Origin of the sequence: Bacteroides sp. ET336 (assembly GCF_024733815.1) — a bacterium.
Taxonomy (GTDB): domain Bacteria; phylum Bacteroidota; class Bacteroidia; order Bacteroidales; family Bacteroidaceae; genus Phocaeicola; species Phocaeicola cellulolyticus.
The window spans coordinates 117,773-138,786 of the sequence record NZ_JANRHK010000008.1; the positions used below are offsets into that span (position 1 = coordinate 117,773).

Below are 21,014 nucleotides of genomic sequence, written 5' to 3' on the forward strand. Positions count from 1 at the left end.
CCGATTTTTCAGTACCTTTGAAGATAAAGCAAAGAATAAAAGAATAATTTACTTGTAGAAAGGCTACAATTAAAATATCAATGAATATGGAACACGATATTGTAATATTAAATTTCTCGAATGTATATACAGAAGAGTCATTCTATAAAGATGAAAAAATAAAATGGATAAACTGCACAGATATATCCGGGGCAAACTGCTTTTGCGACAATGAAGCATCCGAAGAAATATGTAATCGGATAAAGGATCTGCCTCCGCAAGGAATTCATTTCATCGACTCAGGTAATTACCATTATATATCAAAGTTTTTTACAGACAAAATTCTGGAAGATTTCATACTCGTAGTGTTCGACCATCATCCTGACATGCAACCTTCACTGTTCGATGAACTGCTGACATGCGGCTCGTGGGTTAAATCATCTATCGATACAAATAAACATATGAAAAAAGTTATTCTGATAGGAACTTCAGACGAACTTCTGAAAAAGATAGACAGCAGATATACGGACAAACTGATAGAATTCAAGGAATCGCAACTGGAAGACCATGATGCATGGCAACGTTTCTACGAGATGCATTTCGATCTCCCTATATATATTTCAATAGACAAGGATGTGCTCAATCCCGAAGAAGATGTAACGAACTGGGATCAGGGAAAAGCAACAATGACAGAGCTTAAACGCCTGCTGTCAATACTGCTCAAGCATGGCAGAATTATCGGTATCGACATCTGTGGTGAATGTAAATATTCCATACTGGGAATGCACGATGAGAACATAAGGAAAGACAACGATATAAACCGACAATTGGCTGAGCTAAACCTGCAGGATTATAAATCCTGAGGTTTAGGTCTGTCCGCATCCGGTAAAGGTTTTTCCGGAGCTTTGAGGATGTGAATTAAAATATGAAACCACCGGACAATAGAAAAAATTAATCCACCAATGGGAATTTTATGACTACCAAATGGAATAATATCCCTTCTCTCCCATCATATCCAACACTTCCCTAAATCTCACAGGGAGTAAAGACATTGCCTTAGAAACCATATATTCAGGAATATCCTTATAATAAGCCTCGGCAATGCTGCCGGTGATACAAGCCAGCGTATCGCTATCGCCACCTATGGAAACAGCCCTACGTATGGCGCTCTCGAAATCATCACTTGCCCAAAATGAGACAATAGCTTGCGGTACGGTTCCCTGACAGCTTGAGTCCCATTCATACGTATCGTGGAGATATTCCCACGACTGATCAAGATTGTAATGAAATTTCGTAGTAATATACTTCTTGATATCCTCCTTAGACGCTCCGTTCCTAGCCATAAAAATAGCAGCCGATACTGCTTGGGCTCCTTTAATACCTTCAGGATGATTATGGGTTATGGCAGCACCTGTCTCAGCCACTTTCAATGTAGTATCCATATCATCATACAGCCAGCCTATTGCTGAAGTTCGCATGGCAGAACCGTTTCCCCATGAATTGTACGGACAACGTCCGGATGCACGCTTACCGGTACGATAATCTATCAACCTTTCCGGATGAAAAAGCCATGTATAAAATCCAGCTCCATATCCCCCCATAGGACATGGAACGTCTTTTGCCACGTCAACTATTATTTTCTCCAACAGCCCGGTTTGAATTTCCTTGTCAGCATTTACATCATTCTGCATAGCCCATTCCGCAACTGCCATGGTCATCACCGTATCATCCGTAAAATTACTTCCAGGAGGAAACATTTCGAAATCATAATCTTTTGTATTGTCAAATTCATATACAGAACCTGCAATATCTCCTATCACTGCTCCTAACATTACATATTGATTTTTATTACCTAAAGTTGTCATTTTATTTCGTGCAAAACAAATTTTATAAATACGTTTTACATAAAAAAGTAGTTTTAATAAAGCATTTGACTGTTTAATTGCATATATTTGTCCGTTTTTACGAATATCGCACAAAAATTATAAATCATGGAATTAAAAGAATATCTAGACAATTTTGAAGACAAGCTACAGCAGGAAATCTTGAGGCTTTGTACCAACTATAAATTTCTTGACGGAACGCTGCTTGCCACAGACGACATAGACGATTATTGGCAGGTATTGGCCTCAGAGTATATAGCAGATGCAGTAGAACAAATCCAAGACTATCCTACAGTTTCGGTAGCTTGGGCTGCATATCTGGGAATGGCAGTAGCTTTCGGATGGGATATAGATTGGAATACTATCTCAAAAGCCAAATACAAGGATTATTACGGCGAACAAGGATTTGACGATATGGACGAACACCTTATAAGAGACATTATAGGTATTCCTCTGGAAAGCGAAGATGCCAAAAACATTGAGGAAATAATAAGAAGATGTGCACAAAAAGCAATTGACATTATAAGACGCGAACAGATAGAGCCACAGAGTCCTACGGCTTTCCATGTTTTCGCACGTGCCGTAAGGGTTATGTACAGGACTGGAGCAGCAATACAGCTCAAAAGAATGGGTTACAAGTTTGAAAAAGTTAATTTGGGAGATTGCTGAACATGGAAGAAAAAGAAATTTTCGGTTGGTTTGTATTCAACTCAGGACAATTATTGATAGTAAAAGATTCCGAAGGAAAATACCATATACCATACGGACAGGAACCACCCGTAGCTGTGCCGGTAGGCAGTACAGTACATACCATAGGAGAAATCTATGGACACACAGCAAAAGCATATGCCATATATTCGCCAGTTCCGGGCAACGAAGACAGCGAAATGATGATGAAAGATCTGAGAGCATCTTACGACGTACTTCCATTCGAAGAATATTACAGAGCAGGCAAAGCATCACAGATACTGAATTGGGACAAGAACAGCCGTTACTGCCCCATGTGTGGAGTTCCCACAGTACAGGTCTCTCCTATCGCCAAGCGTTGCCCTGAATGCCGTCAGGAATTCTATCCGCGCATATCACCAGCTGTGATAGTTCTAATAAAAAAAGAAGACAAAGTGCTTCTGGTACATGCAAAGAATTTCAGAGGACAATACAAAGGTCTGGTAGCAGGATTTCTTGAGGCAGGTGAGACACTGGAAGAGTGTATCCGCCGTGAAGTAATGGAAGAAACAGAACTGAAAATAAAAAATCTGAGATATTTCGGGAGCCAGCCATGGCCCTATCCGAGCGGTATAATGATTGGGTTCATTGCCGACTATGAAAGCGGTACAATAAAGCTTCAGGACGAGGAGCTCAGCGCCGGAGAATTCTATTCGCGCGACAATATGCCGGAAATTCCGAAGAAACTCAGTATAGCCAGACAGATGATAGACGCGTGGCTGGAAGGAAAAGTTTGATGAACAATTGAGTATTATCAGTCTATAAAAACATTTTATTGTGCTTTTATAAAAACAATATCCCTACTTTTTATTAACTTTGCAAAGTTATTATTTTAACCAATAAACTTATATGCAGGAAAAGATTATTATTCTCGACTTCGGTTCACAGACTACACAGCTCATCGGTCGCCGTGTCCGCGAACTGAACATGTATTGCGAGATTGTTCCCTACAACAAGTTCCCACACAATGACCCGTCTGTTATTGGTGTAATCCTTTCAGGTAGTCCATTCTCTGTTTATGATGAAAAGGCCTTTAAGGTTGACCTTACTGACATCCGTGGCAAATATCCTATCTTGGGTATATGCTATGGCGCACAGTTCATGGCATACACCAATGGAGGTAAGGTAGAACCAGCCAACACGCGCGAATACGGACGTGCACACCTGGCTAAGTTCGACCATCAGAATCCTCTTCTCAAAGGAATCCGCGAGAATTCACAGGTATGGATGAGTCATGGCGACACAATCACAGCAATACCTGAAAACTTCGAAATCATAGCTTCTACCGACAAGGTAGCAGTAGCAGCTTATCAGGCAAAGAACGAAAAGCTTTGGGGAGTGCAGTTCCATCCTGAAGTATTCCACTCAGAAGACGGTACTCTGCTCTTGAAAAACTTCGTAGTTGACATCTGCGGCGGTAAACAGGACTGGAGCGCAGCTTCATTCATCGAAACTACAGTAGCCGAACTCAAGGCACAGCTTGGCGATGACAAGGTGGTACTTGGTTTGAGCGGTGGTGTTGACTCATCAGTAGCAGCTGTTCTTCTTAACAAGGCTATCGGCAAGAACTTGACATGTATCTTCGTTGACCACGGTATGTTGCGTAAGAACGAATTCAAGAACGTACTTCACGACTATGAATGCCTCGGTCTTAACGTTATCGGCGTTGATGCAAGCGAAAAATTCTTCAGCGAACTGGCAGGTGTTACAGAACCAGAACGCAAACGTAAGATTATAGGTAAAGGCTTCATCGACGTATTCGACGAAGAAGCTCACAAGATACAGGACGTTAAATGGTTGGCTCAGGGTACTATCTATCCTGACTGCATCGAGTCTCTTTCTATCACAGGTACAGTAATCAAGAGTCACCACAACGTAGGTGGTCTGCCTGAAAAGATGAACTTGAAACTTTGCGAGCCATTGCGTCTGTTGTTCAAGGACGAAGTTCGCCGTGTTGGTAGAGAACTTGGAATGCCTGAACATCTTATTACTCGTCATCCTTTCCCAGGTCCAGGTTTGGCTGTACGTATCCTTGGCGACATCACTCGCGAGAAAGTACGTATCCTTCAGGATGCAGACGATATCTTCATTCAGGGATTGCGTGACTGGAAGACTAAGGATGCTGAAGGAAACGAAACATCATTGTACCATCAGGTATGGCAGGCAGGTGTTATCCTGTTGCCTGTACAGAGCGTAGGTGTAATGGGTGACGAACGTACTTACGAACGTGCCGTTGCATTGCGTGCCGTAACAAGTACAGATGCGATGACTGCCGACTGGGCTCATCTTCCATACGAGTTCATGGCAAAGGTTTCAAACGATATCATCAACAAAGTAAAAGGCGTAAACCGCGTTTGCTACGATATCTCTTCAAAACCACCTGCAACAATAGAGTGGGAGTAATTTAAACCCTATTTATAGCCTTTCAAAAGGCATTTGTAGTAGCCTCAACTTGAAAAAAGTTGGGGCTATTTTGTTGATATACAGTTGAAAAGCGCACCACAAGCCACCTAGCACATATTTTTACATTTACGTTAATGTATTCAAATTGACACCAGTTTTTGACACCACTTATATATCATATGTTTCCTATCATTAATAATACAAGTTAAAATAAAAAGCTATAAGTGAATACGTCTATAATCTTCCATTGTCATTCCATTCTCCGTAGAGAAGTCCTTTTCGGGTATTTTCTATGAATTTGTTCAGGCGACTTTCAAAAAGTTCGGGCTGATTCCTCTTGATTTGGATAGTATCAATCCTGATACGCTTATATAAATCAGGAAATTGGCAGAAATTGTTCCACACTACAGGGTCGAATTGCAGCCTCTGTAATATATCCTTATCTATGGTAAAGCCATTAGGCGACATATCAGGCAAAACGGCTCTTCCGGCATCTGTCATCAGTCCTAATCGTTCCATTCTGCGGCATCTTTCTTTATTGAGCTCGGACCAATTGCTTCTTGGTTTTCTTGGACAAAGTTTTTGGGCTGTTACGTCATCTGCTATTTTCTTAGTAGTACTGTCTATCCAACCGAAACATAGAGCTTCTTCTACAGCATCGATATACCAGAAAGTATTGTCATCTGTATGTCTTCCACGTTTTACGACTACCCAACATTCTTTCTCCGTTTTGTGATTCTGTATTAACCATTCACGCAGTTCGGCCCTTGATTTGACATCCAATAAATTATGAATTTCCATTGTTTGTTATTTCGATTTGCATTTTGCAATGTTGGCCTCCCCTTAAAATAGACTCGGAGATTGTTACCTGAAATGTCTTATCTTTCCATAGTGAATGCAAGACATAAAGAATGCTTTGTCTGGAACACTCACAAAGTAATGGAGTAGAAACATATCCTTGCCGATGAAGCATACAGGTACATTCCATAAAATACAGATGATATACAGAACCTTCTTCAATGATTTTGCTTCTTACACCAGGAAGTTTGTCTGCTTCCTGAAAGAAAGTGTCTAAATCACCATTTACTTTCTCATATAATTTCTGATAGATTTGCAGCGTTCCGCAGTTTACACAATTTTTTCCACATTCAGAAAAGAATGAAGCTCGCTGTTCCGGATTTAGACAGCTTATTCCTTTTTCAAATCCTTTAAACCAATCAGATAATTCCATTGTCCTCATATTATAAATTCATATCACAACCTTTCGTACACAGACTTTCCATTAATCCAGAACGTGACTTCTTTCCTTACAAAATACAAAAGTACAAAATTAAAGTATTTAGAGCCATCAGGAAAATAATTGATGAGCCAGTCTTGCTACATTTCTTTACCTTTGATTAAAATATGGTTTCAAAAATAGCGAAATATCTTCAGTAATCATTATAAAAATAATAAAAGCAGGACTATTGCCCTGCTTTTATTATTTTTATACGATACTTCATCAATCATCGATATCAATTACTCTGAACTGCTTGTCGAATTTGATTTCCCACCTGCCGGAAAGTTTGATTTCATACTCCTTTGAATCTCTTTCTATCTTCAGGATTTTGTCGTCAGGATAGTTAGTGTTAACGTAATCTCTTATCTGCTGCGGAATAATCTGTGACGGAACACCATCCTTAATACATTTTACTTCAGTCCAATCACCTGATTTGTCGAACTCAATCTTGTCGCCTGATGTAAATATCACATCGTAACTCTTGTAGAATAAATCTGTTTCCTGCTTTGCCATTGCCACTTTAGCATTCTTGAAATAAGTGGAAATGAATGTCTGAGCCTTTAACGGCAACTGACCAATCTGAATAGGTTTGTCTGTATCTGCTACTGCAATCATTGACATTGTAAACAAACAAACGAATAAAAATATAACCTTCTTCATAATTTTAAAATTTAAATTGTTAGTACTGCGTTTAATTTTATATTGCAAAGATTATACACAATACTGAAAAGAATTTGAAAAAACTGTCTTTTTCTCAATTTTTCATGAGAAAATATCATTTTCTTATTGAGAAACTACAAACTCGTGCATCTTATCCTTGAATTGATACATTATTTTAATGTTATTGGCTTTACATATAGTATAAACCAGTGCCAGTCCGAGTCCTGTTGAACCTTCTTTCTTACTTCCCTGATAAAAACGTGTGAAAATCTTTGAAGGATCCAATGCCGCCTGACCACTATTGGAAACACTGAAACCATTTTCCGCAATATTTATTTCTATCACACCATTTTCAATATTATGCAGATATGCGTTCTTCAAAAGATTAGAAACAAGCATTACAGCCAATGATTCATTCATTTGCATATGCAGAGATGATGTTTCAGAAACATTCACCCTTATATTCTTACTGGCATAAATATCATTAAATGTTTCTACATACTGACCGATAATCGAATTTATAGAAACATCTTTCACGTCTGCATATTGTCCGTTCTCAATCTTACACAACAGCAACAATGATTTGTTCATGCGAGTAATATTTTCCAGAGTCTGATGCGTTTTTGCAATTTCCTCCATCTGTTTTTCCGACAGATTTTCATCATCCATCAGCATTTCAAGCCTGTTAAGGCATATTGCCAAAGGAGTCTGCATCTCATGCGAAGCATTGCCTATAAACAGTTTCTGCTGTTCGTAAAGTTTCTCATTCCTCTCAACAGATATCGTTACAGCCTCATACAGGTTCTTAAACTCCGTAATATTGGATTTATTGGCTAGAGGCGTATATCCACTGCCTATCTTATAATTATTGAACCATGAAAGCAGCACATACAGAGGTTTCATATTGCGACGGAATATCCACATATTAAGCAACAACAGTATGAGGAGGATACCTACATAAAGCGCTATTATCCATCCGAGAATAGACCTTTGCAAATCAAGTTTATCGATGGTGGGTGTATATACAACCAGTTCCTTATATCCGGAATCGGTCTTGAATATTGTCATAAGTATTCTTGCCGGCTCGTATTCAAGCTTCTCGTCAATATAAACCATCTCATCACGATATGACATTAATGGATATGTCTCAGCATACTCTTTACTCACATCGTACATATAGAACTGGTTATTTGAACCATTGTTCAGCGACGGCATCTCCTCACCGTTGAGATAACTGATAATCAGACTCTCCGAATAATCCTCCAGAGAGTCGTCAACCTCATCGTTTACCTCATCTATTATTGCCCAATAGAAAAACACCGCCCAGGCAGTCATTATCAGGACTGACGCCACAGATACATGCAGCATCACATTGTGAAAAAGTTTCATTCCAATATAAATTTATATCCTATACCATATACCGCTTTCAGTTCAGGGGTAGAACCGGCATCCTTAAGACGCTTACGCAGATTCTTTATCTGAGCATATATAAAGTCGAAATTATCAGCCTGGTCAATATGGTCGCCCCATACAGATTCCGCAAGCGTACTTTTGTTTACCAACCTGTTAGGCCGCAACATGAAATATACAAGTATATCGTATTCCTTACGGTTCAACTCCACAGGCTTACCATCTATATATACTTCAAATTTCTCTGGCACGACTTCAATATTACCAAATGTCAGCTTTTTGTCTCCCTCCCTGAGATTTCTTCTCAACAGACTTTTGATACGTGCATGCAATTCTGCAAGATGGAAAGGTTTTGGCAGATAATCATCAGCCCCCAAGTCCAATCCTTTCACCTTGTCTTCTATAGAATCTTTGGCAGAGAGTATTATCACATTAGCCTTCTTACCCATATCCTGCAATTCTGCAAGAAGATCAAGTCCATTTCCGTCGGGCAACATTATATCCAGAAGAATACAATCGTAGTCATAATCTCCGGCTTTCATAGATGCCGTCCGGTAATCAGGAGCCTGTGAAACCACATATCTTTCCTTTTCAAGTGACTTGGTTATTATTTCCATCAAGTCTTTATCATCTTCAACTACAAGAATTTTCATATCGGAACATTTTTTGAGTTTTCACAAAAATAACTCTAAAAAACAAAGAATAAAAAAATCGGCCTGAAAATCTTACAAAAGACTTCCAGACCGATTAAACTGGCGATATTAATTAATATAATGTATTAATTATTCGTTAAACCAACGTACATAGCACAAGTCCTGACGATGTGCAAGTTCAGGGTTCTTAGGATACATACGATAAGAAACCTTGAAGCTACCAGCATTTGACAAACTGTGTGTCAACTGGAATGTGTACAAGTCGCCTTCTACCTTCACTACGTTCATCGGAGTTACTGAATAGATATATTCCTTACCTTCTGCATTTTTGTATGTTACTACGAGTTCGATACCTATAGCATCCTTCAATCCCTTTTCGTCAACAACGCAAGTGATAGTATAGTCCTTACCGCTCTCTACATTGCCTTCGCGAAGTTCTTCTTCCTTGTTCAAGGAAACAACCTGAATTGAATCCCACTTAGATACAACATCTTCTTTCCATGCAGCGATTTCCTTAGCCTTGGCATAATCGTTTGCAGCAAGCATCTTGTAACGGTTAGCTTCTTTAGTATAGAACTTAGAATAATAATCATCAAGCTGACGTTTCATTGTATAGTGAGGAGCAACCTGTGCAATAGAGTTCTTGATTGTCCTAACCCATCCTTCAGAGTATCCTTTCTTGTTGCGAGCATAGTACAATGGAAGGATTTCAGTTTCAAGAATACTGTATATAGTGGCAGCATCCAACTGATCCTGATGTTCCTGATTCTGATAAGTACGTTTTTCCGTCAACGCCCATCCTGCACCTTCACGGTAACCCTCAAGCCACCATCCATCGAGTACAGAGAAGTTTACGACACCATTCATCAAAGCTTTTTCACCAGACGTACCGGATGCTTCAAGAGGACGCGTAGGAGTATTCATCCAAATATCGACACCTGAAACAAGACGGCGCGCAAGTTTCATATCATAGTTTTCGAGGAAGATAATCTTTCCAAGGAACTCAGGACGGTTAGAGATTTCCACGATTTTCTTAATCAATCCCTGACCTGCACCATCATGCGGATGGGCTTTTCCTGCGAACAAGAACTGTACCGGATAGTTAGGATTGTTTACAATCTTAGCCAGACGGTCAAGGTCTGTAAACAACAAGTGGGCACGTTTGTAAGTGGCGAAACGACGGGCAAAACCAATCAACAACGCATTAGGATTAATTTTATCCATCAATGAAACTACACGTGAAGGATCACGCTGGTTCTTCAACCATGTATCGCGGAACTGATTACGTATATAATCTATAAGTTTATTCTTCAATGCCACACGAGTATTCCAGATTTCCTCATCAGGAACATTGTATATCGTTTCCCAAATCTTAGGATTAGACTGGTCATTCAAGAAGTTTGCATCGAAATATTTATTGTAAAGTTTCTGCCATTCAGAAGCGCACCATGTCGGGAAGTGTACACCGTTTGTGACATATCCCACATGATTTTCTTCGGGGAAATATCCTTTCCATATACCGGAGAACATTTCTTGGGATACTTTTCCGTGCAACCAGCTGACGCCGTTTACTTCCTGACATGTGTTACATGCAAATGTGGACATGCAGAAGCGTTCGTTATTGTCACCCGGATTGATACGACCGAGGTCCATTAAATCCTGCCATGTAATACCCATGCGCTGAGGATATCCTCCCATATACTTGCCGAACAAACCTTCATCGAAATAGTCATGGCCTGCAGGAACCGGAGTATGTACTGTATATAATGAAGAAGCACGTACCACTTCAAGTGCCTGTTCGAATGTCATACCACTTTCTACGAAATCGCACAGACGCTGTACGTTGCACAAAGCAGCATGCCCTTCGTTGCAATGGTAAATATCTTTCTTTATGCCAAGTTTCTTCAATAGCAATACACCACCTATACCAAGAAGTATTTCCTGTTTCAAACGGTTTTCCCAGTCACCACCATAAAGCTGATGAGTAATAGGACGGTCAAACTCGCTGTTCATTTCATTGTCCGTATCAAGCAAATACAATGGCACACGGCCGACATTCACTCTCCACACATACGCGTGTACATAATAGTCAAGATAAGGAACATCAACAACCAATGGCTTGCCATCTTCACCGATTACACGATCCAAAGGAAGGCTACCGAAGTTCTGTGCTTCATAATTTGCTATCTGCTGTCCATCCATTGACAAGCTCTGCGTAAAATAACCATAACGGTACAAGAAACCTACGGCACACATATCAACATTGCTGTCAGATGCTTCTTTCAGATAGTCACCGGCCAAGATACCAAGACCGCCAGAATATATTTTCAATACATGTGTCATACCGTACTCCATACAGAAGTAAGCCACTGAAGGACGTTCCTTGTTAGGAGCAACACTCATATAGTCGGTAAATTTCTTATATACTTTATTTATATTATCCAAAGCCTTCTTGTCTGTAGAAATAGCTTCGAGTTTTTCATAACTTAAACGTTCCAAAAAGGCAACAGGGTTCTGTCCTACTACACTCCATAATTCAGGATCAAGAGACTTAAACATATCTGTTGCTTCATAATTCCATGACCACCAAATGTTGCGGGCCATTTCCTGTAACATTTTCAAAGAATCAGGAATACGAGATTTTACTGTAACCTCTTTCCATACAGGAGCATTAGCATAATTTGTTTTAATTTTCATATCTCTCAAATACTTAAAATTATTAATTCTCTTTATTACTCTCTAATCTGGCAGAAGCATTGCGCAAAGCCACGTCGTATGCTTCGTAATAATATTTGATGAAATGCTTCCATAACGCTTTTTCAGCTATAGCGGCAGCATTCTTGCGTATCTTGTCTATCTGTTTCTGATCCAAAGACGAGAATTCGCTAATAGTATCTTTTATGGCATCGGCCACTTCAGAATAATTATAATCAGTACGGTGTATCACCTTCACTCCGTCGGCTAATTCTCCATTGTGACCCACTACCGAATTAACCCACAATCCGAAACCAGCAAGGTCGGAAGTAATGGTAGGTACTTTGAATGCCACACTCTCCAGAGGAGTATAGCCCCATGGTTCGTAATATGAAGGATATACGCTAAGGTCATTACCCAAAATCAGATCATAATACGTCATGTTCAGTATGCCGTCTTTTCCGTCAAGATAACATGGTACGAAAATAACCTTAACCTTAGAATCTGCCGAATTCGACATATTAAGGTATTTGAGCATATCCAACACCTGGTCGTGACTCATATTATGCAACCAATGTGTAACGAATGGAACTTCAAGCGGAGTATTGAAATTTTCCTTGCTTTTTAATCTGTCGATAAGATCCTGTCTGGCATCGCCAACCCATCCAGGAACATTTATAAAGGCCAGGACTTCCTTTTTAAGATTCTTGTCTCTTGTCAGACGATTTAGAGTTTCAAGGAAAACATTGATTCCTTTATTCTTGAATTCATATCTTCCGCTGGTACCTATTATAAGAGTATCATCACCCAGTGAAGTACCAAGCAGTTTGTTTGCAAGGTTCAGCATTACCTGTCTTGCTTTTTTACGTTTAGCGGTGAAAGAGCGTCCCTGAGGCACAAAATCATCCTCAAAACCATTCATAAGAACAACGTCAGCAGGTTTTTCAAGCAGTTCTTTACATTCATTATTAGTTATTTCGCTTACAGTAGTGAAGCAATCCACATGATGTGCAGTCTGCTTTTCAATAGAGTGTTTCGACTCTATATTAAGTTCTCTGGCCATTTGATCACCATTATAAGCAAACAGATAGTCATACAAAGGTTTATTGTTTCCGGCTATAGAACGTCCTATGGAAGTGGCATGAGTGGTAAAAATTGTGGCTATTTCCGGAACATGCTTCTGAACGTACAATGCTCCCAAACCTGTCATCCATTCATGGGCCTGATATACCACTTTCTTGCTATCATCAAGAAAGAATCTGTAATAACTTTCGACCACCTTACCTGCGGCATACGAAAACATTGAAGCCTCGTCATAATCGCCATAAGCATGCAGGGAGTCAACCTGATAATCAAACCATGCCTGGGTATAGATTTCATTCTTTTGCTCAAAGAAAGGAGCAAAATCGACTAGAATAGCGATAGGATTTCCAGGAATATTCCATCGTCCAATTCTCAAACTTAATTTATCAAAGCTCAAAGCATGTTCACGCCAGTCTTTGAGTAGTTTTTCATCCTCAACAAACAAAGGATTTTCTTTTCCCAACCATACATCCGGTCCTATGAAAAAAATCTTATCCCCAAATGCTTCCTGTAATGTCTTGGCTCTTGTAGATAAGACGGTGTAAATGCCTCCAACTTTATTACACACTTCCCAACTAGACTCAAAAATACAATCAGGAGTTAAAAGCTGTTTCATCATCATATAAGTTTAACTTAATTTGATGCAAAGATAGAGAAAACAAACAGAAAATCAAAAAATCCAAACATTTTTTGCAAAGAAAGCTGTCTGAATACTGAATAAAACATAATAAGTTACATATGTAATACATATTTATATTATACTCATAATCAAAAATAAACTCCTTTTCTTTAATACGAATATCACATATCATCATATTTCATGCTACATCAACTCATAATGTCATAGATTTAACAGAAAAAGCGACACAAGCGCCCTAAGAATAGCCTAAAATAGAGGTGTAATGTTAAATTATCCATATTAATACTTATCAAAATACACAGTTAAAACAAACGCTCAGTTAAACAACCGCAATATTTTAACATTAGATATTGTCATAAGCTACAGAAAAACATGAGGACATTTCAATATAAACGCCTTGAAATATTATCTGAAACGCCGAAACGTTTTATTATTTTTCCCAAGAGATATATACAGTCGGCGGAAATTTGATAAATTCAATTCTATTTCAAGAAAAGCCAGCATCATTTTCAGATTATCATAAAGACATGTATTAGCGATTATAAAAGAACAGATCATATAAGTACAAATAACAAAGCAGTACAAATCGCAAGATAATCGCCATTAAAGCTGACTTTTCAACTCACATCAAAGGCATTACAGTACGATTTTTCAAGCTGCCTCTTACCTTGGTACGTTAAATTTCAATTCTCAAAAAACAAATTTATCATTTTGTCAAAATGATAAATTGTATAATTATAAAAAAATCAGGCATGGTATGTATTAATTTACCATGCCTGAAAAATTTCATCAGGAACTAGCGTTCCAACAAATTCCCATTATGCCTCAACCTGTTTCTTTGAAGACAGTTTCTCAAGGAAATACACCAAGAAGAATCCTACAATCATAAGAACCACAGCCTCTACTACGAACTGATTAGGAGCTATATTCTCCTCTATCAATGGTTTAGCCACTCCATGACTGTCAGTATAAAACTCCACTACCCTTTTCCATGGCCATACTTTATTAAGCGAACCGAGCATAAAGCCTGTAAGAACTGAAAGGGTTACGTTTCTGAAGTTTTTCAATGCATACGATAAAACTCTGGAGAAAGATGTTATACCGATGAATGCGCCTATACCGAAAATTGCCAATATAACGATATCGAATGTCTTCACTGCCTCCATTATGTAGAAATACTTGCCAAGGAGAACCAGGATAAAACTTCCGGATATTCCCGGCAAAATCATGGCACATATGGCAATTGCCCCACAAAGGAATATGAAAAGATAATTGGTTGGTGTCTCGGCAGGAGTTGCAACAGTGATGTAGTAAGCTATACCGGCGCCTATCACAAAAGAAAGAATGGTTTTCCAGTTCCATTCCTTTATGTCCTTTGAAACAAACCATGTGGAAGCAAGTACCAGACCAAAGAAAAACGACCACACCAATATAGGATGATCAGTGAGCAGCCATGTGATAAGCTTTGCCAATGAGAAAATACTTATTCCGACACCCAATATTATAGAAATAAGGAAATTTCCGTTTATTCCTTTCCAGAATTCAGAAATCTTTCCCGTGAAAAGAAGTTTCAGATTTTTTACGTTAATACTCTTGATAGAATTTATCAGCTCGTCATAAATTCCAACTATAAATGCTATAGTACCACCTGACACTCCAGGCACGACATCGGCAGCACCCATTCCCATCCCCTTCAAGACAAGTGTTGCGTAATCCTTTAATTTGCGTTCCATAAATAAATTATTAATGATTTTATTTCCGGCACAAAGTTATAAAAAAAAGAATAATAAAAAATGACAAATGTGATAAGTTAACCCAGATTACAGGCCGAAACTATATAAAATAAAAAGTTTTTTTCATTTTGATGAACAATTTCCATCCTGCAACCGTTATTTAGTTATAACATATAAAAAACAAGATTATGTCAAAAACAGCATTCAAAGGAACAACCGTTAATTTAGCGGGAGAATTTATAAAGACCGGCATCACAGCACCGGATTTCACAATGGTAAAAGGTGATTTAAGCCAATTCAAACTATCAGAAACAAAGGGTAAGTTTGTAATTCTAAATATTTTCCCAAGCCTTGACACTGGTGTCTGCGCCACTTCTGTAAGAAAATTCAACCAAATGGCAGCCAACATGGACAACACCGTAGTACTGGCGATATCAAAAGATTTGCCTTTCGCACAAGGACGTTTCTGCACTACAGAAGGTATAGCAAGTGTTATTCCACTTTCCGACTTCAGAAATCCTTCTGATTTTGACACTGAATACGGAGTGCTGATTGCAGACGGTCCGCTGAAAGGCCTGCTGACACGTTCTGTAGTGGTAATTAACCCTGAAGGCAAAATTGTTTACACAGAACTTGTACCTGAAATAACACAGGAGCCAAACTACGAAGCAGCTTTGGCAGCAATAAAATAAGAAACAACACAATAACCAATCACTCATAACCACAAAAAAGACCGGGCTTTTTGATTATTTCATCAAGTCCGGTCAAATTTTATATTATTGCTCTGGTCAATCTTCCGAAAATTCTTTTATTCGTTGCTCTTCGCTTAGTCGGCAAACAAGAAGTGTATCATTTTTCTCTGCCACGATATATCCGTCAAGTCCCTGTATCACGACTTTCTTCTCCTGTGTGGCATGTACTACACAATTACGTGATTCATACATCTTTATGTTTTCGCCTATACAAACGTTGCCGTAAGCATCCTTTGCTGAATTCTCATGCAGCGAGCCCCATGTTCCAAGATCGCTCCATCCGAACGATGCCGGGAAAACATATATTTCGTCAGCCTTTTCCATTACAGCATAGTCGATGGATATGTTCTCACACATAGGGAAAAGTTCATTAATCATTTCTTGTTCTTTATCAGTAAAATAATAAGGAAGCATCTTTTCGAATATTTTACCCAGTGCAGGCTGATAAACACGCATGGCGTTTACTATAGTGTTTACATTCCAGACAAAGATACCGGCATTCCAGAAGAAATTCTTCTTCTGTATATATCTGTTGGCTGTCTCCAGGTCCGGTTTTTCCTTGAATGCATCTACTCTGTATATTTCCTTATTAGACGGGCAAGCCATAGTCAGATCGGCCTCGATATAGCCATATCCGGTTTCCGGACGTGTAGCTTTCATACCAAGAGTAACTATAGCATCTGATGATGATGTAAATTTCATTGCAGAAGTTATCACCCTTCTGAATTCGTTTACATCCATTACTATATGGTCACTAGGTGTAACTACAATATTCGCCTTCGGATTTTTTGACTTTATTTTCCAGCTTACATATGCAATACAAGGAGCTGTATTACGACGGCAAGGCTCAAGAAGAATCTGTGATGAAGGAATTTCAGGCAATTGCTCCTTTACGATAGATTCATAATTGGCAGACGTAACCACCCATACGTTTTCGGGCGGACATATTCCCTTAAACCTGTCCATTGTGAGCTGTATCAAAGTACGTCCACAGCCCAATACATCAATGAACTGTTTAGGCAATTCCTTATTACTCATAGGCCAAAAACGGCTTCCTATTCCTCCTGCCATTATGACAATATGATTGTTTCCATTCAAATCCATAAAATACATATTTTTATAATTACCGCAAAAATAGCTGTTTTTTTATTAAAATACAACACTAATATTGGGAAATCATTACTGATTTTTTATCAGATAAATATTTATTAATGAAAACCAGTTTCTTTGACTGAATGAAATAATTCTTAACTTTGTCTCCTGTAACAACTAAATTATGACAATGAAAAAATATCATACAGTACTCACGATTGCCGGTTCCGACTGCAGTGGCGGTGCGGGCATACAAGCCGACATAAAAACAATATCAGCATTGGGGTGTTATGCCGCAAGTGCCATTACCGCCATAACAGTGCAAAACACATGTGGAGTGACAGGAATACACCCTATACCGGCCGATTTTGTAAAATCACAGATAGATGCCGTAATGACCGACATCAAGCCTGAAGCCATAAAAATTGGAATGATTAATGATGTGAAAATTGTAAAGGCCATAGCATTATCAATAAAAGAGCATAACCCCAAATTCGTGGTATTCGATCCGGTGATGGTGTCAACAAGTGGCTGCAAGCTTATTGAAGACGAAGCTATAGAGGCTATAAAAAACGAACTCATACCGTTGTCAACAATCATTACTCCAAACCTGAGTGAGGCTATTGTACTGACAGGAAATAAAATAGAGAATACCGATGATATGGTGGAAGCCGGTAAGAAGATTATCAATTACGGATGCCACTCAGTATTAATAAAAGGAGGACATCTGAACGGAAACGACATGTGCGACGTTTTATGCATAAAAGACGACAATACCCCATACATGTTCACTTCCAAAAAGATTGACAGCCACAACACACATGGCACCGGATGCACACTATCTTCTGCCATAGCTACAAACCTGGCATTGGGAAACACATTGCAGGAAGCTGTAGAAAAAGCCAAAGAATATGTATATCAAGGCATATTGAACGGAAAAGACATACAAATAGGTAAAGGGCACGGCCCATTAAACCACCTTCATAAGCCGGTTCCTATGCACATTTTCGTTGAAAATGAGTAGTTATATAAAAACAATCATTAACTTTGCGACAAGATTATTAATTATTAAATAGAAAAATCATGAAAGCATTTGTATTTCCAGGACAGGGTGCCCAGTTTGTTGGTATGGGCAAGGACCTGTACGAAAATTCGGCTTTAGCCAAAGAACTATTCGAAAAAGCAAACGATATTTTAGGTTATCGTATCACAGATATCATGTTCAACGGAACAGATGAAGACTTGCGTCAGACAAAAGTTACACAGCCTGCCGTATTCCTTCATTCAGTAATCTCTGCATTATGCATGGGAGAAAATTTCAAGCCGGAAATGACAGCAGGACACTCATTGGGAGAATTCTCTGCACTCGTAGCGGCAGGAGCTCTCTCGTTCGAAGACGGTTTGAAACTTGTATATGCACGTGCTATGGCAATGCAGAAAGCATGCGAAGCACAACCTTCCACTATGGCAGCAATTATTGCTTTGCCTGACGAGAAAGTAGAAGAAATATGTGCAAAAGTGGCTGCTGAAGGTGAAGTATGCGTAGCTGCAAACTATAACTGCCCTGGACAGATAGTAATCTCCGGTTCTATCGAAGGTATCAACAAGGCATGTGAACTTATGAAAGAAGCTGGAGCTAAACGCGCACTTCCACTGAAAGTAGGTGGAGCCTTCCATTCTCCTCTTATGGATCCTGCAAAAGTTGAACTTGAAGCTGCAATCAATGCAACAGAGTTCCACACTCCAAAATGTCCTGTTTACCAGAATGTTGACGCAAAACCATATACAGACCCTGCAAAGATTAAAGCAAATCTTGTGGCTCAGCTGACTGCATCTGTAAGATGGACTCAAACAGTACAGAATATGATTGCCGACGGAGCAGACGAATTTATCGAATGCGGACCGGGTGCTGTGCTTCAGGGATTGATCAAGAAGATCAACAAAGAAGCTAATGCCCACGGCATTGAATAATATCACGACAAACCGGACACGTATCATAGAAAACGATACGTGTCTTCTTTTTTTAATTTAAACTATAAACTCTATGAATCCAGAAGAAAAAATCATCATTTATCAAGTCTTTACACGCTTATTCGGCAACCAGGCCCTAACAAGCAAGACCAACGGAAGCATAGAAGAAAACGGATGCGGAAAGTTGGATTATTTTACCGAACAAGCCCTTTCTGAAATAAAAGGACTTGGGGCCACTCACATCTGGTACACAGGCATCATAGCTCATGCCACACAAACAGACTATACAAAGTACGGAATACGCAAGGATCATCCTGCCGTAGTAAAAGGAAAAGCGGGCTCGCCATACGCAATAAAGGATTATTACGACATTGATCCGGACCTGGCTGTGGATGTGGATAAAAGGATGGAAGAGTTTGAAGCCCTTGTAGAACGTACACACACTGCCGGAATGAAAATGATTATTGATTTTGTACCTAACCACGTAGCACGTCAGTATAAATCATTGGCAAAACCGGCTGGAGTAAAAGACCTTGGCGAGGACGATGATATATCTGTATCGTTCAATCCAAACAACAATTTCTATTACATTCCGGGAGAAGAACTGAAAGGCGATATAGACCTTTATGATCCTGAAGCCGGCAGATATACAGAAATGCCTGCAAAAGCGACAGGAAACAACAAGTTTGATGCATGGCCTAACAGAAACGACTGGTATGAAACTGTAAAGCTTAACTACGGAGTTGATTATTACAACAACACAGGTTGCCATTTCTCACCTATTCCTGACACATGGAACAAAATGAAAGATATTCTTTTGTTCTGGGCAGGTAAGAACATCGATGGTTTCAGATGCGACATGGCAGAAATGGTTCCTTGTGAATTCTGGGGATGGGCCATTCCTCAAGTTAAAGAACAATTCCCTGACATAATATTCATAGCCGAAGTTTACAATCCGCAGGAATACAGAAATTATATACACAACGGCCACTTTGATTATTTGTACGACAAGGTAGGCCTGTACGACACACTAAGATCCATAATATGCAGCAACTCATCCGCAACAAACATAACAGGTTGCTGGCAAAGTGTGAACGACATTCAAAGCCACATGCTCAATTTTCTGGAAAACCATGACGAACAGCGTATAGCGTCCGATTATTTCGCAGGAAACCCGCACAAAGCATTCCCGGGAATGATTGTGTCTGCATGTATGAATACAAACCCAGTCATGATATACTTCGGACAGGAGCTCGGCGAAAGCGGAATGGATACAGAAGGATTTAGCGGTAGAGACGGAAGGACAACCATATTTGACTATTGGAGCGTTGACAGCATAAGGCGCTGGACAAACCACGGAAGATTTAATACCCACCTGCTTAATGCCAAAGAGAAAGGTATAAGGAACTTCTACAAAACGCTTCTGAACATCTGCAATCAGGAAAAGTGTATCGCCCGTGGAAAATTCTTCGATTTGATGTATGCAAACGTAAACGGATGGCAAATGGACGAGCATAAACAATATGCTTTCCTCAGACAATGCGAAGATGAGGTACTGCTTATTGCCGTAAACTTTGGAGATATGAACATGAGAGTGGCAATAAACATACCTGAACATGCATTCAACTATCTTGGAATGCCTGAGATGGGAAACATAAAAGTAAAGGATCTGATAAGCGGCAAGGAAGAAAAGATAAACTTCATGTCTTCAAAACCTGTGGGAACAGATTTACCAGCCAACAGCGGTAAGATTCTGAAAATAAAACTGAAGTGACAAGGCTTTTCGCATCATATAAAAATGATAAAACAGGATTATATAATAAGAATGATACAGGAGATAATCTCTATGATTGTCACTGCCATCATAAAAAAGAAAAGACTTGACAACAAAGAGTTGGAAAAATATGAATACAATACACATGAGATGCTAGGAGTAAGTCCGAAAGAGCTTATGGACATAAGCACTGATGAAATTATATCACAATATTCAACATCAGAAAACGGAATGGATAAAATTGAGCTGATAGCTGTCAGCCTTTTACTGTTCTCGGAAGAA

General features: G+C 39.2%; 19 protein-coding genes. 9 read left to right on the plus strand and 10 right to left on the minus strand.

Annotation, left to right across the window (positions count from 1 at the left end):
* The first annotated feature begins 86 nt into the window (after window positions 1-86).
* Window positions 87-842: an arginase family protein gene (locus NW213_RS09415; protein ID WP_258322605.1), complete on the plus strand. Its 756-nt coding sequence runs from the start codon at window positions 87-89 to the stop codon at window positions 840-842.
* A 114-nt stretch (window positions 843-956) separates the two neighbouring features.
* Here NW213_RS09415 and NW213_RS09420 read toward each other — a convergent pair whose 3' ends face one another.
* Window positions 957-1,844 carry an ADP-ribosylglycohydrolase family protein gene (locus NW213_RS09420; protein WP_309148290.1) on the minus strand — a complete coding sequence of 296 codons (888 nt, stop codon included), beginning with the start codon at window positions 1,842-1,844 and terminating at the stop codon, window positions 957-959.
* A gap of 126 nt (window positions 1,845-1,970) precedes the next feature.
* Between NW213_RS09420 and NW213_RS09425 the strand changes: the two genes are divergently transcribed.
* The 3 genes from NW213_RS09425 (at window position 1,971) to guaA (ending at window position 4,991) form a co-directional block, all read left to right on the plus strand.
* On the plus strand, window positions 1,971-2,531 hold the full coding sequence (locus tag NW213_RS09425) for a hypothetical protein (protein WP_154042581.1): 561 nt from the start codon (window positions 1,971-1,973) through the stop codon (window positions 2,529-2,531).
* A 2-nt stretch (window positions 2,532-2,533) separates the two neighbouring features.
* Window positions 2,534-3,325 carry an NAD(+) diphosphatase gene (gene nudC / locus NW213_RS09430; protein ID WP_204393801.1) on the plus strand — a complete coding sequence of 264 codons (792 nt, stop codon included), beginning with the start codon at window positions 2,534-2,536 and terminating at the stop codon, window positions 3,323-3,325.
* 112 nt (window positions 3,326-3,437) lie between these two features.
* Window positions 3,438-4,991: a glutamine-hydrolyzing GMP synthase gene (gene guaA / locus NW213_RS09435; protein ID WP_154042579.1), complete on the plus strand. Its 1,554-nt coding sequence runs from the start codon at window positions 3,438-3,440 to the stop codon at window positions 4,989-4,991.
* A gap of 234 nt (window positions 4,992-5,225) precedes the next feature.
* Here the strand turns inward: guaA and NW213_RS09440 are convergent, their stop codons facing one another.
* The 8 genes from NW213_RS09440 to NW213_RS09475 form a co-directional block, all read right to left on the minus strand.
* On the minus strand, window positions 5,226-5,792 hold the full coding sequence (locus NW213_RS09440) for a YdeI family protein (RefSeq protein WP_258322606.1): 567 nt from the start codon (window positions 5,790-5,792) through the stop codon (window positions 5,226-5,228).
* On the minus strand, window positions 5,779-6,222 hold the full coding sequence (locus NW213_RS09445) for a hypothetical protein (protein ID WP_258322607.1): 444 nt from the start codon (window positions 6,220-6,222) through the stop codon (window positions 5,779-5,781). The genes NW213_RS09440 and NW213_RS09445 overlap by 14 nt, the downstream gene beginning before the upstream one ends.
* 270 nt (window positions 6,223-6,492) lie before the next feature.
* Window positions 6,493-6,930, minus strand: coding sequence for a PepSY-like domain-containing protein (locus NW213_RS09450; RefSeq protein WP_204445815.1), 438 nt, complete (start codon window positions 6,928-6,930; stop codon window positions 6,493-6,495).
* A 123-nt stretch (window positions 6,931-7,053) separates the two neighbouring features.
* The gene (locus NW213_RS09455) at window positions 7,054-8,319 is read right to left on the minus strand and encodes a sensor histidine kinase KdpD (RefSeq protein WP_258322608.1); all 1,266 of its coding nucleotides are present in this window, start codon (window positions 8,317-8,319) and stop codon (window positions 7,054-7,056) included.
* On the minus strand, window positions 8,316-8,993 hold the full coding sequence (locus NW213_RS09460; protein WP_204445819.1) for a response regulator transcription factor: 678 nt from the start codon (window positions 8,991-8,993) through the stop codon (window positions 8,316-8,318). The genes NW213_RS09455 and NW213_RS09460 overlap by 4 nt, the downstream gene beginning before the upstream one ends.
* Window positions 8,994-9,122: 129 nt before the next feature.
* Window positions 9,123-11,690, minus strand: a complete 2,568-nt coding sequence (glgP, locus tag NW213_RS09465) for an alpha-glucan family phosphorylase (RefSeq protein ID WP_258322609.1) — start codon at window positions 11,688-11,690, stop codon at window positions 9,123-9,125.
* A gap of 22 nt (window positions 11,691-11,712) precedes the next feature.
* The gene (locus tag NW213_RS09470) at window positions 11,713-13,389 is read right to left on the minus strand and encodes a glycogen/starch synthase (RefSeq protein WP_258322616.1); all 1,677 of its coding nucleotides are present in this window, start codon (window positions 13,387-13,389) and stop codon (window positions 11,713-11,715) included.
* 839 nt (window positions 13,390-14,228) lie between these two features.
* Window positions 14,229-15,143, minus strand: a complete 915-nt coding sequence (locus NW213_RS09475; protein ID WP_258322610.1) for a DUF368 domain-containing protein — start codon at window positions 15,141-15,143, stop codon at window positions 14,229-14,231.
* A gap of 188 nt (window positions 15,144-15,331) precedes the next feature.
* Between NW213_RS09475 and tpx the strand changes: the two genes are divergently transcribed.
* Window positions 15,332-15,835: a thiol peroxidase gene (tpx, locus tag NW213_RS09480; protein WP_258322611.1), complete on the plus strand. Its 504-nt coding sequence runs from the start codon at window positions 15,332-15,334 to the stop codon at window positions 15,833-15,835.
* Window positions 15,836-15,931: 96 nt separating this feature from the next.
* On the opposite strand, the gene NW213_RS09485 is transcribed toward tpx, so the two are convergent.
* Window positions 15,932-16,999: a mannose-1-phosphate guanylyltransferase gene (locus tag NW213_RS09485; RefSeq protein WP_235339165.1), complete on the minus strand. Its 1,068-nt coding sequence runs from the start codon at window positions 16,997-16,999 to the stop codon at window positions 15,932-15,934.
* Between the two features lie 178 nt (window positions 17,000-17,177).
* Between NW213_RS09485 and thiD the strand changes: the two genes are divergently transcribed.
* The 4 genes from thiD to NW213_RS09505 all read left to right on the plus strand — a co-directional run.
* Window positions 17,178-18,011 carry a bifunctional hydroxymethylpyrimidine kinase/phosphomethylpyrimidine kinase gene (gene thiD / locus NW213_RS09490; RefSeq protein ID WP_258322612.1) on the plus strand — a complete coding sequence of 278 codons (834 nt, stop codon included), beginning with the start codon at window positions 17,178-17,180 and terminating at the stop codon, window positions 18,009-18,011.
* A 59-nt stretch (window positions 18,012-18,070) separates the two neighbouring features.
* Complete coding sequence (gene fabD / locus NW213_RS09495; RefSeq protein WP_154042567.1) at window positions 18,071-18,958, plus strand: ACP S-malonyltransferase; 888 nt, start codon at window positions 18,071-18,073, stop codon at window positions 18,956-18,958.
* 73 nt (window positions 18,959-19,031) lie between these two features.
* Window positions 19,032-20,732, plus strand: coding sequence for an alpha-amylase family protein (locus NW213_RS09500; RefSeq protein WP_258322613.1), 1,701 nt, complete (start codon window positions 19,032-19,034; stop codon window positions 20,730-20,732).
* A 24-nt stretch (window positions 20,733-20,756) separates the two neighbouring features.
* Window positions 20,757-21,014: DUF6483 family protein (locus tag NW213_RS09505; RefSeq protein ID WP_375338130.1), on the plus strand; the 258-nt coding region annotated here is incomplete at its 3' end.

Bases quoted from the DNA above. Each gene is read 5' to 3' on its own strand.
- NW213_RS09415 (WP_258322605.1), top strand. From the start codon at position 87: ATGGAACACGATATTGTAATATTAAATTTCTCGAATGTATATACAGAA.
- NW213_RS09420 (WP_309148290.1), bottom strand. From the start codon at position 1,844: ATGACAACTTTAGGTAATAAAAATCAATATGTAATGTTAGGAGCAGTG.
- NW213_RS09425 (WP_154042581.1), top strand. From the start codon at position 1,971: ATGGAATTAAAAGAATATCTAGACAATTTTGAAGACAAGCTACAGCAG.
- nudC (WP_204393801.1), top strand. From the start codon at position 2,534: ATGGAAGAAAAAGAAATTTTCGGTTGGTTTGTATTCAACTCAGGACAA.
- guaA (WP_154042579.1), top strand. From the start codon at position 3,438: ATGCAGGAAAAGATTATTATTCTCGACTTCGGTTCACAGACTACACAG.
- NW213_RS09440 (WP_258322606.1), bottom strand. From the start codon at position 5,792: ATGGAAATTCATAATTTATTGGATGTCAAATCAAGGGCCGAACTGCGT.
- NW213_RS09445 (WP_258322607.1), bottom strand. From the start codon at position 6,222: ATGGAATTATCTGATTGGTTTAAAGGATTTGAAAAAGGAATAAGCTGT.
- NW213_RS09450 (WP_204445815.1), bottom strand. From the start codon at position 6,930: ATGAAGAAGGTTATATTTTTATTCGTTTGTTTGTTTACAATGTCAATG.
- NW213_RS09455 (WP_258322608.1), bottom strand. From the start codon at position 8,319: ATGAAACTTTTTCACAATGTGATGCTGCATGTATCTGTGGCGTCAGTC.
- NW213_RS09460 (WP_204445819.1), bottom strand. From the start codon at position 8,993: ATGAAAATTCTTGTAGTTGAAGATGATAAAGACTTGATGGAAATAATA.
- glgP (WP_258322609.1), bottom strand. From the start codon at position 11,690: ATGAAAATTAAAACAAATTATGCTAATGCTCCTGTATGGAAAGAGGTT.
- NW213_RS09470 (WP_258322616.1), bottom strand. From the start codon at position 13,389: ATGATGAAACAGCTTTTAACTCCTGATTGTATTTTTGAGTCTAGTTGG.
- NW213_RS09475 (WP_258322610.1), bottom strand. From the start codon at position 15,143: ATGGAACGCAAATTAAAGGATTACGCAACACTTGTCTTGAAGGGGATG.
- tpx (WP_258322611.1), top strand. From the start codon at position 15,332: ATGTCAAAAACAGCATTCAAAGGAACAACCGTTAATTTAGCGGGAGAA.
- NW213_RS09485 (WP_235339165.1), bottom strand. From the start codon at position 16,999: ATGGATTTGAATGGAAACAATCATATTGTCATAATGGCAGGAGGAATA.
- thiD (WP_258322612.1), top strand. From the start codon at position 17,178: ATGAAAAAATATCATACAGTACTCACGATTGCCGGTTCCGACTGCAGT.
- fabD (WP_154042567.1), top strand. From the start codon at position 18,071: ATGAAAGCATTTGTATTTCCAGGACAGGGTGCCCAGTTTGTTGGTATG.
- NW213_RS09500 (WP_258322613.1), top strand. From the start codon at position 19,032: ATGAATCCAGAAGAAAAAATCATCATTTATCAAGTCTTTACACGCTTA.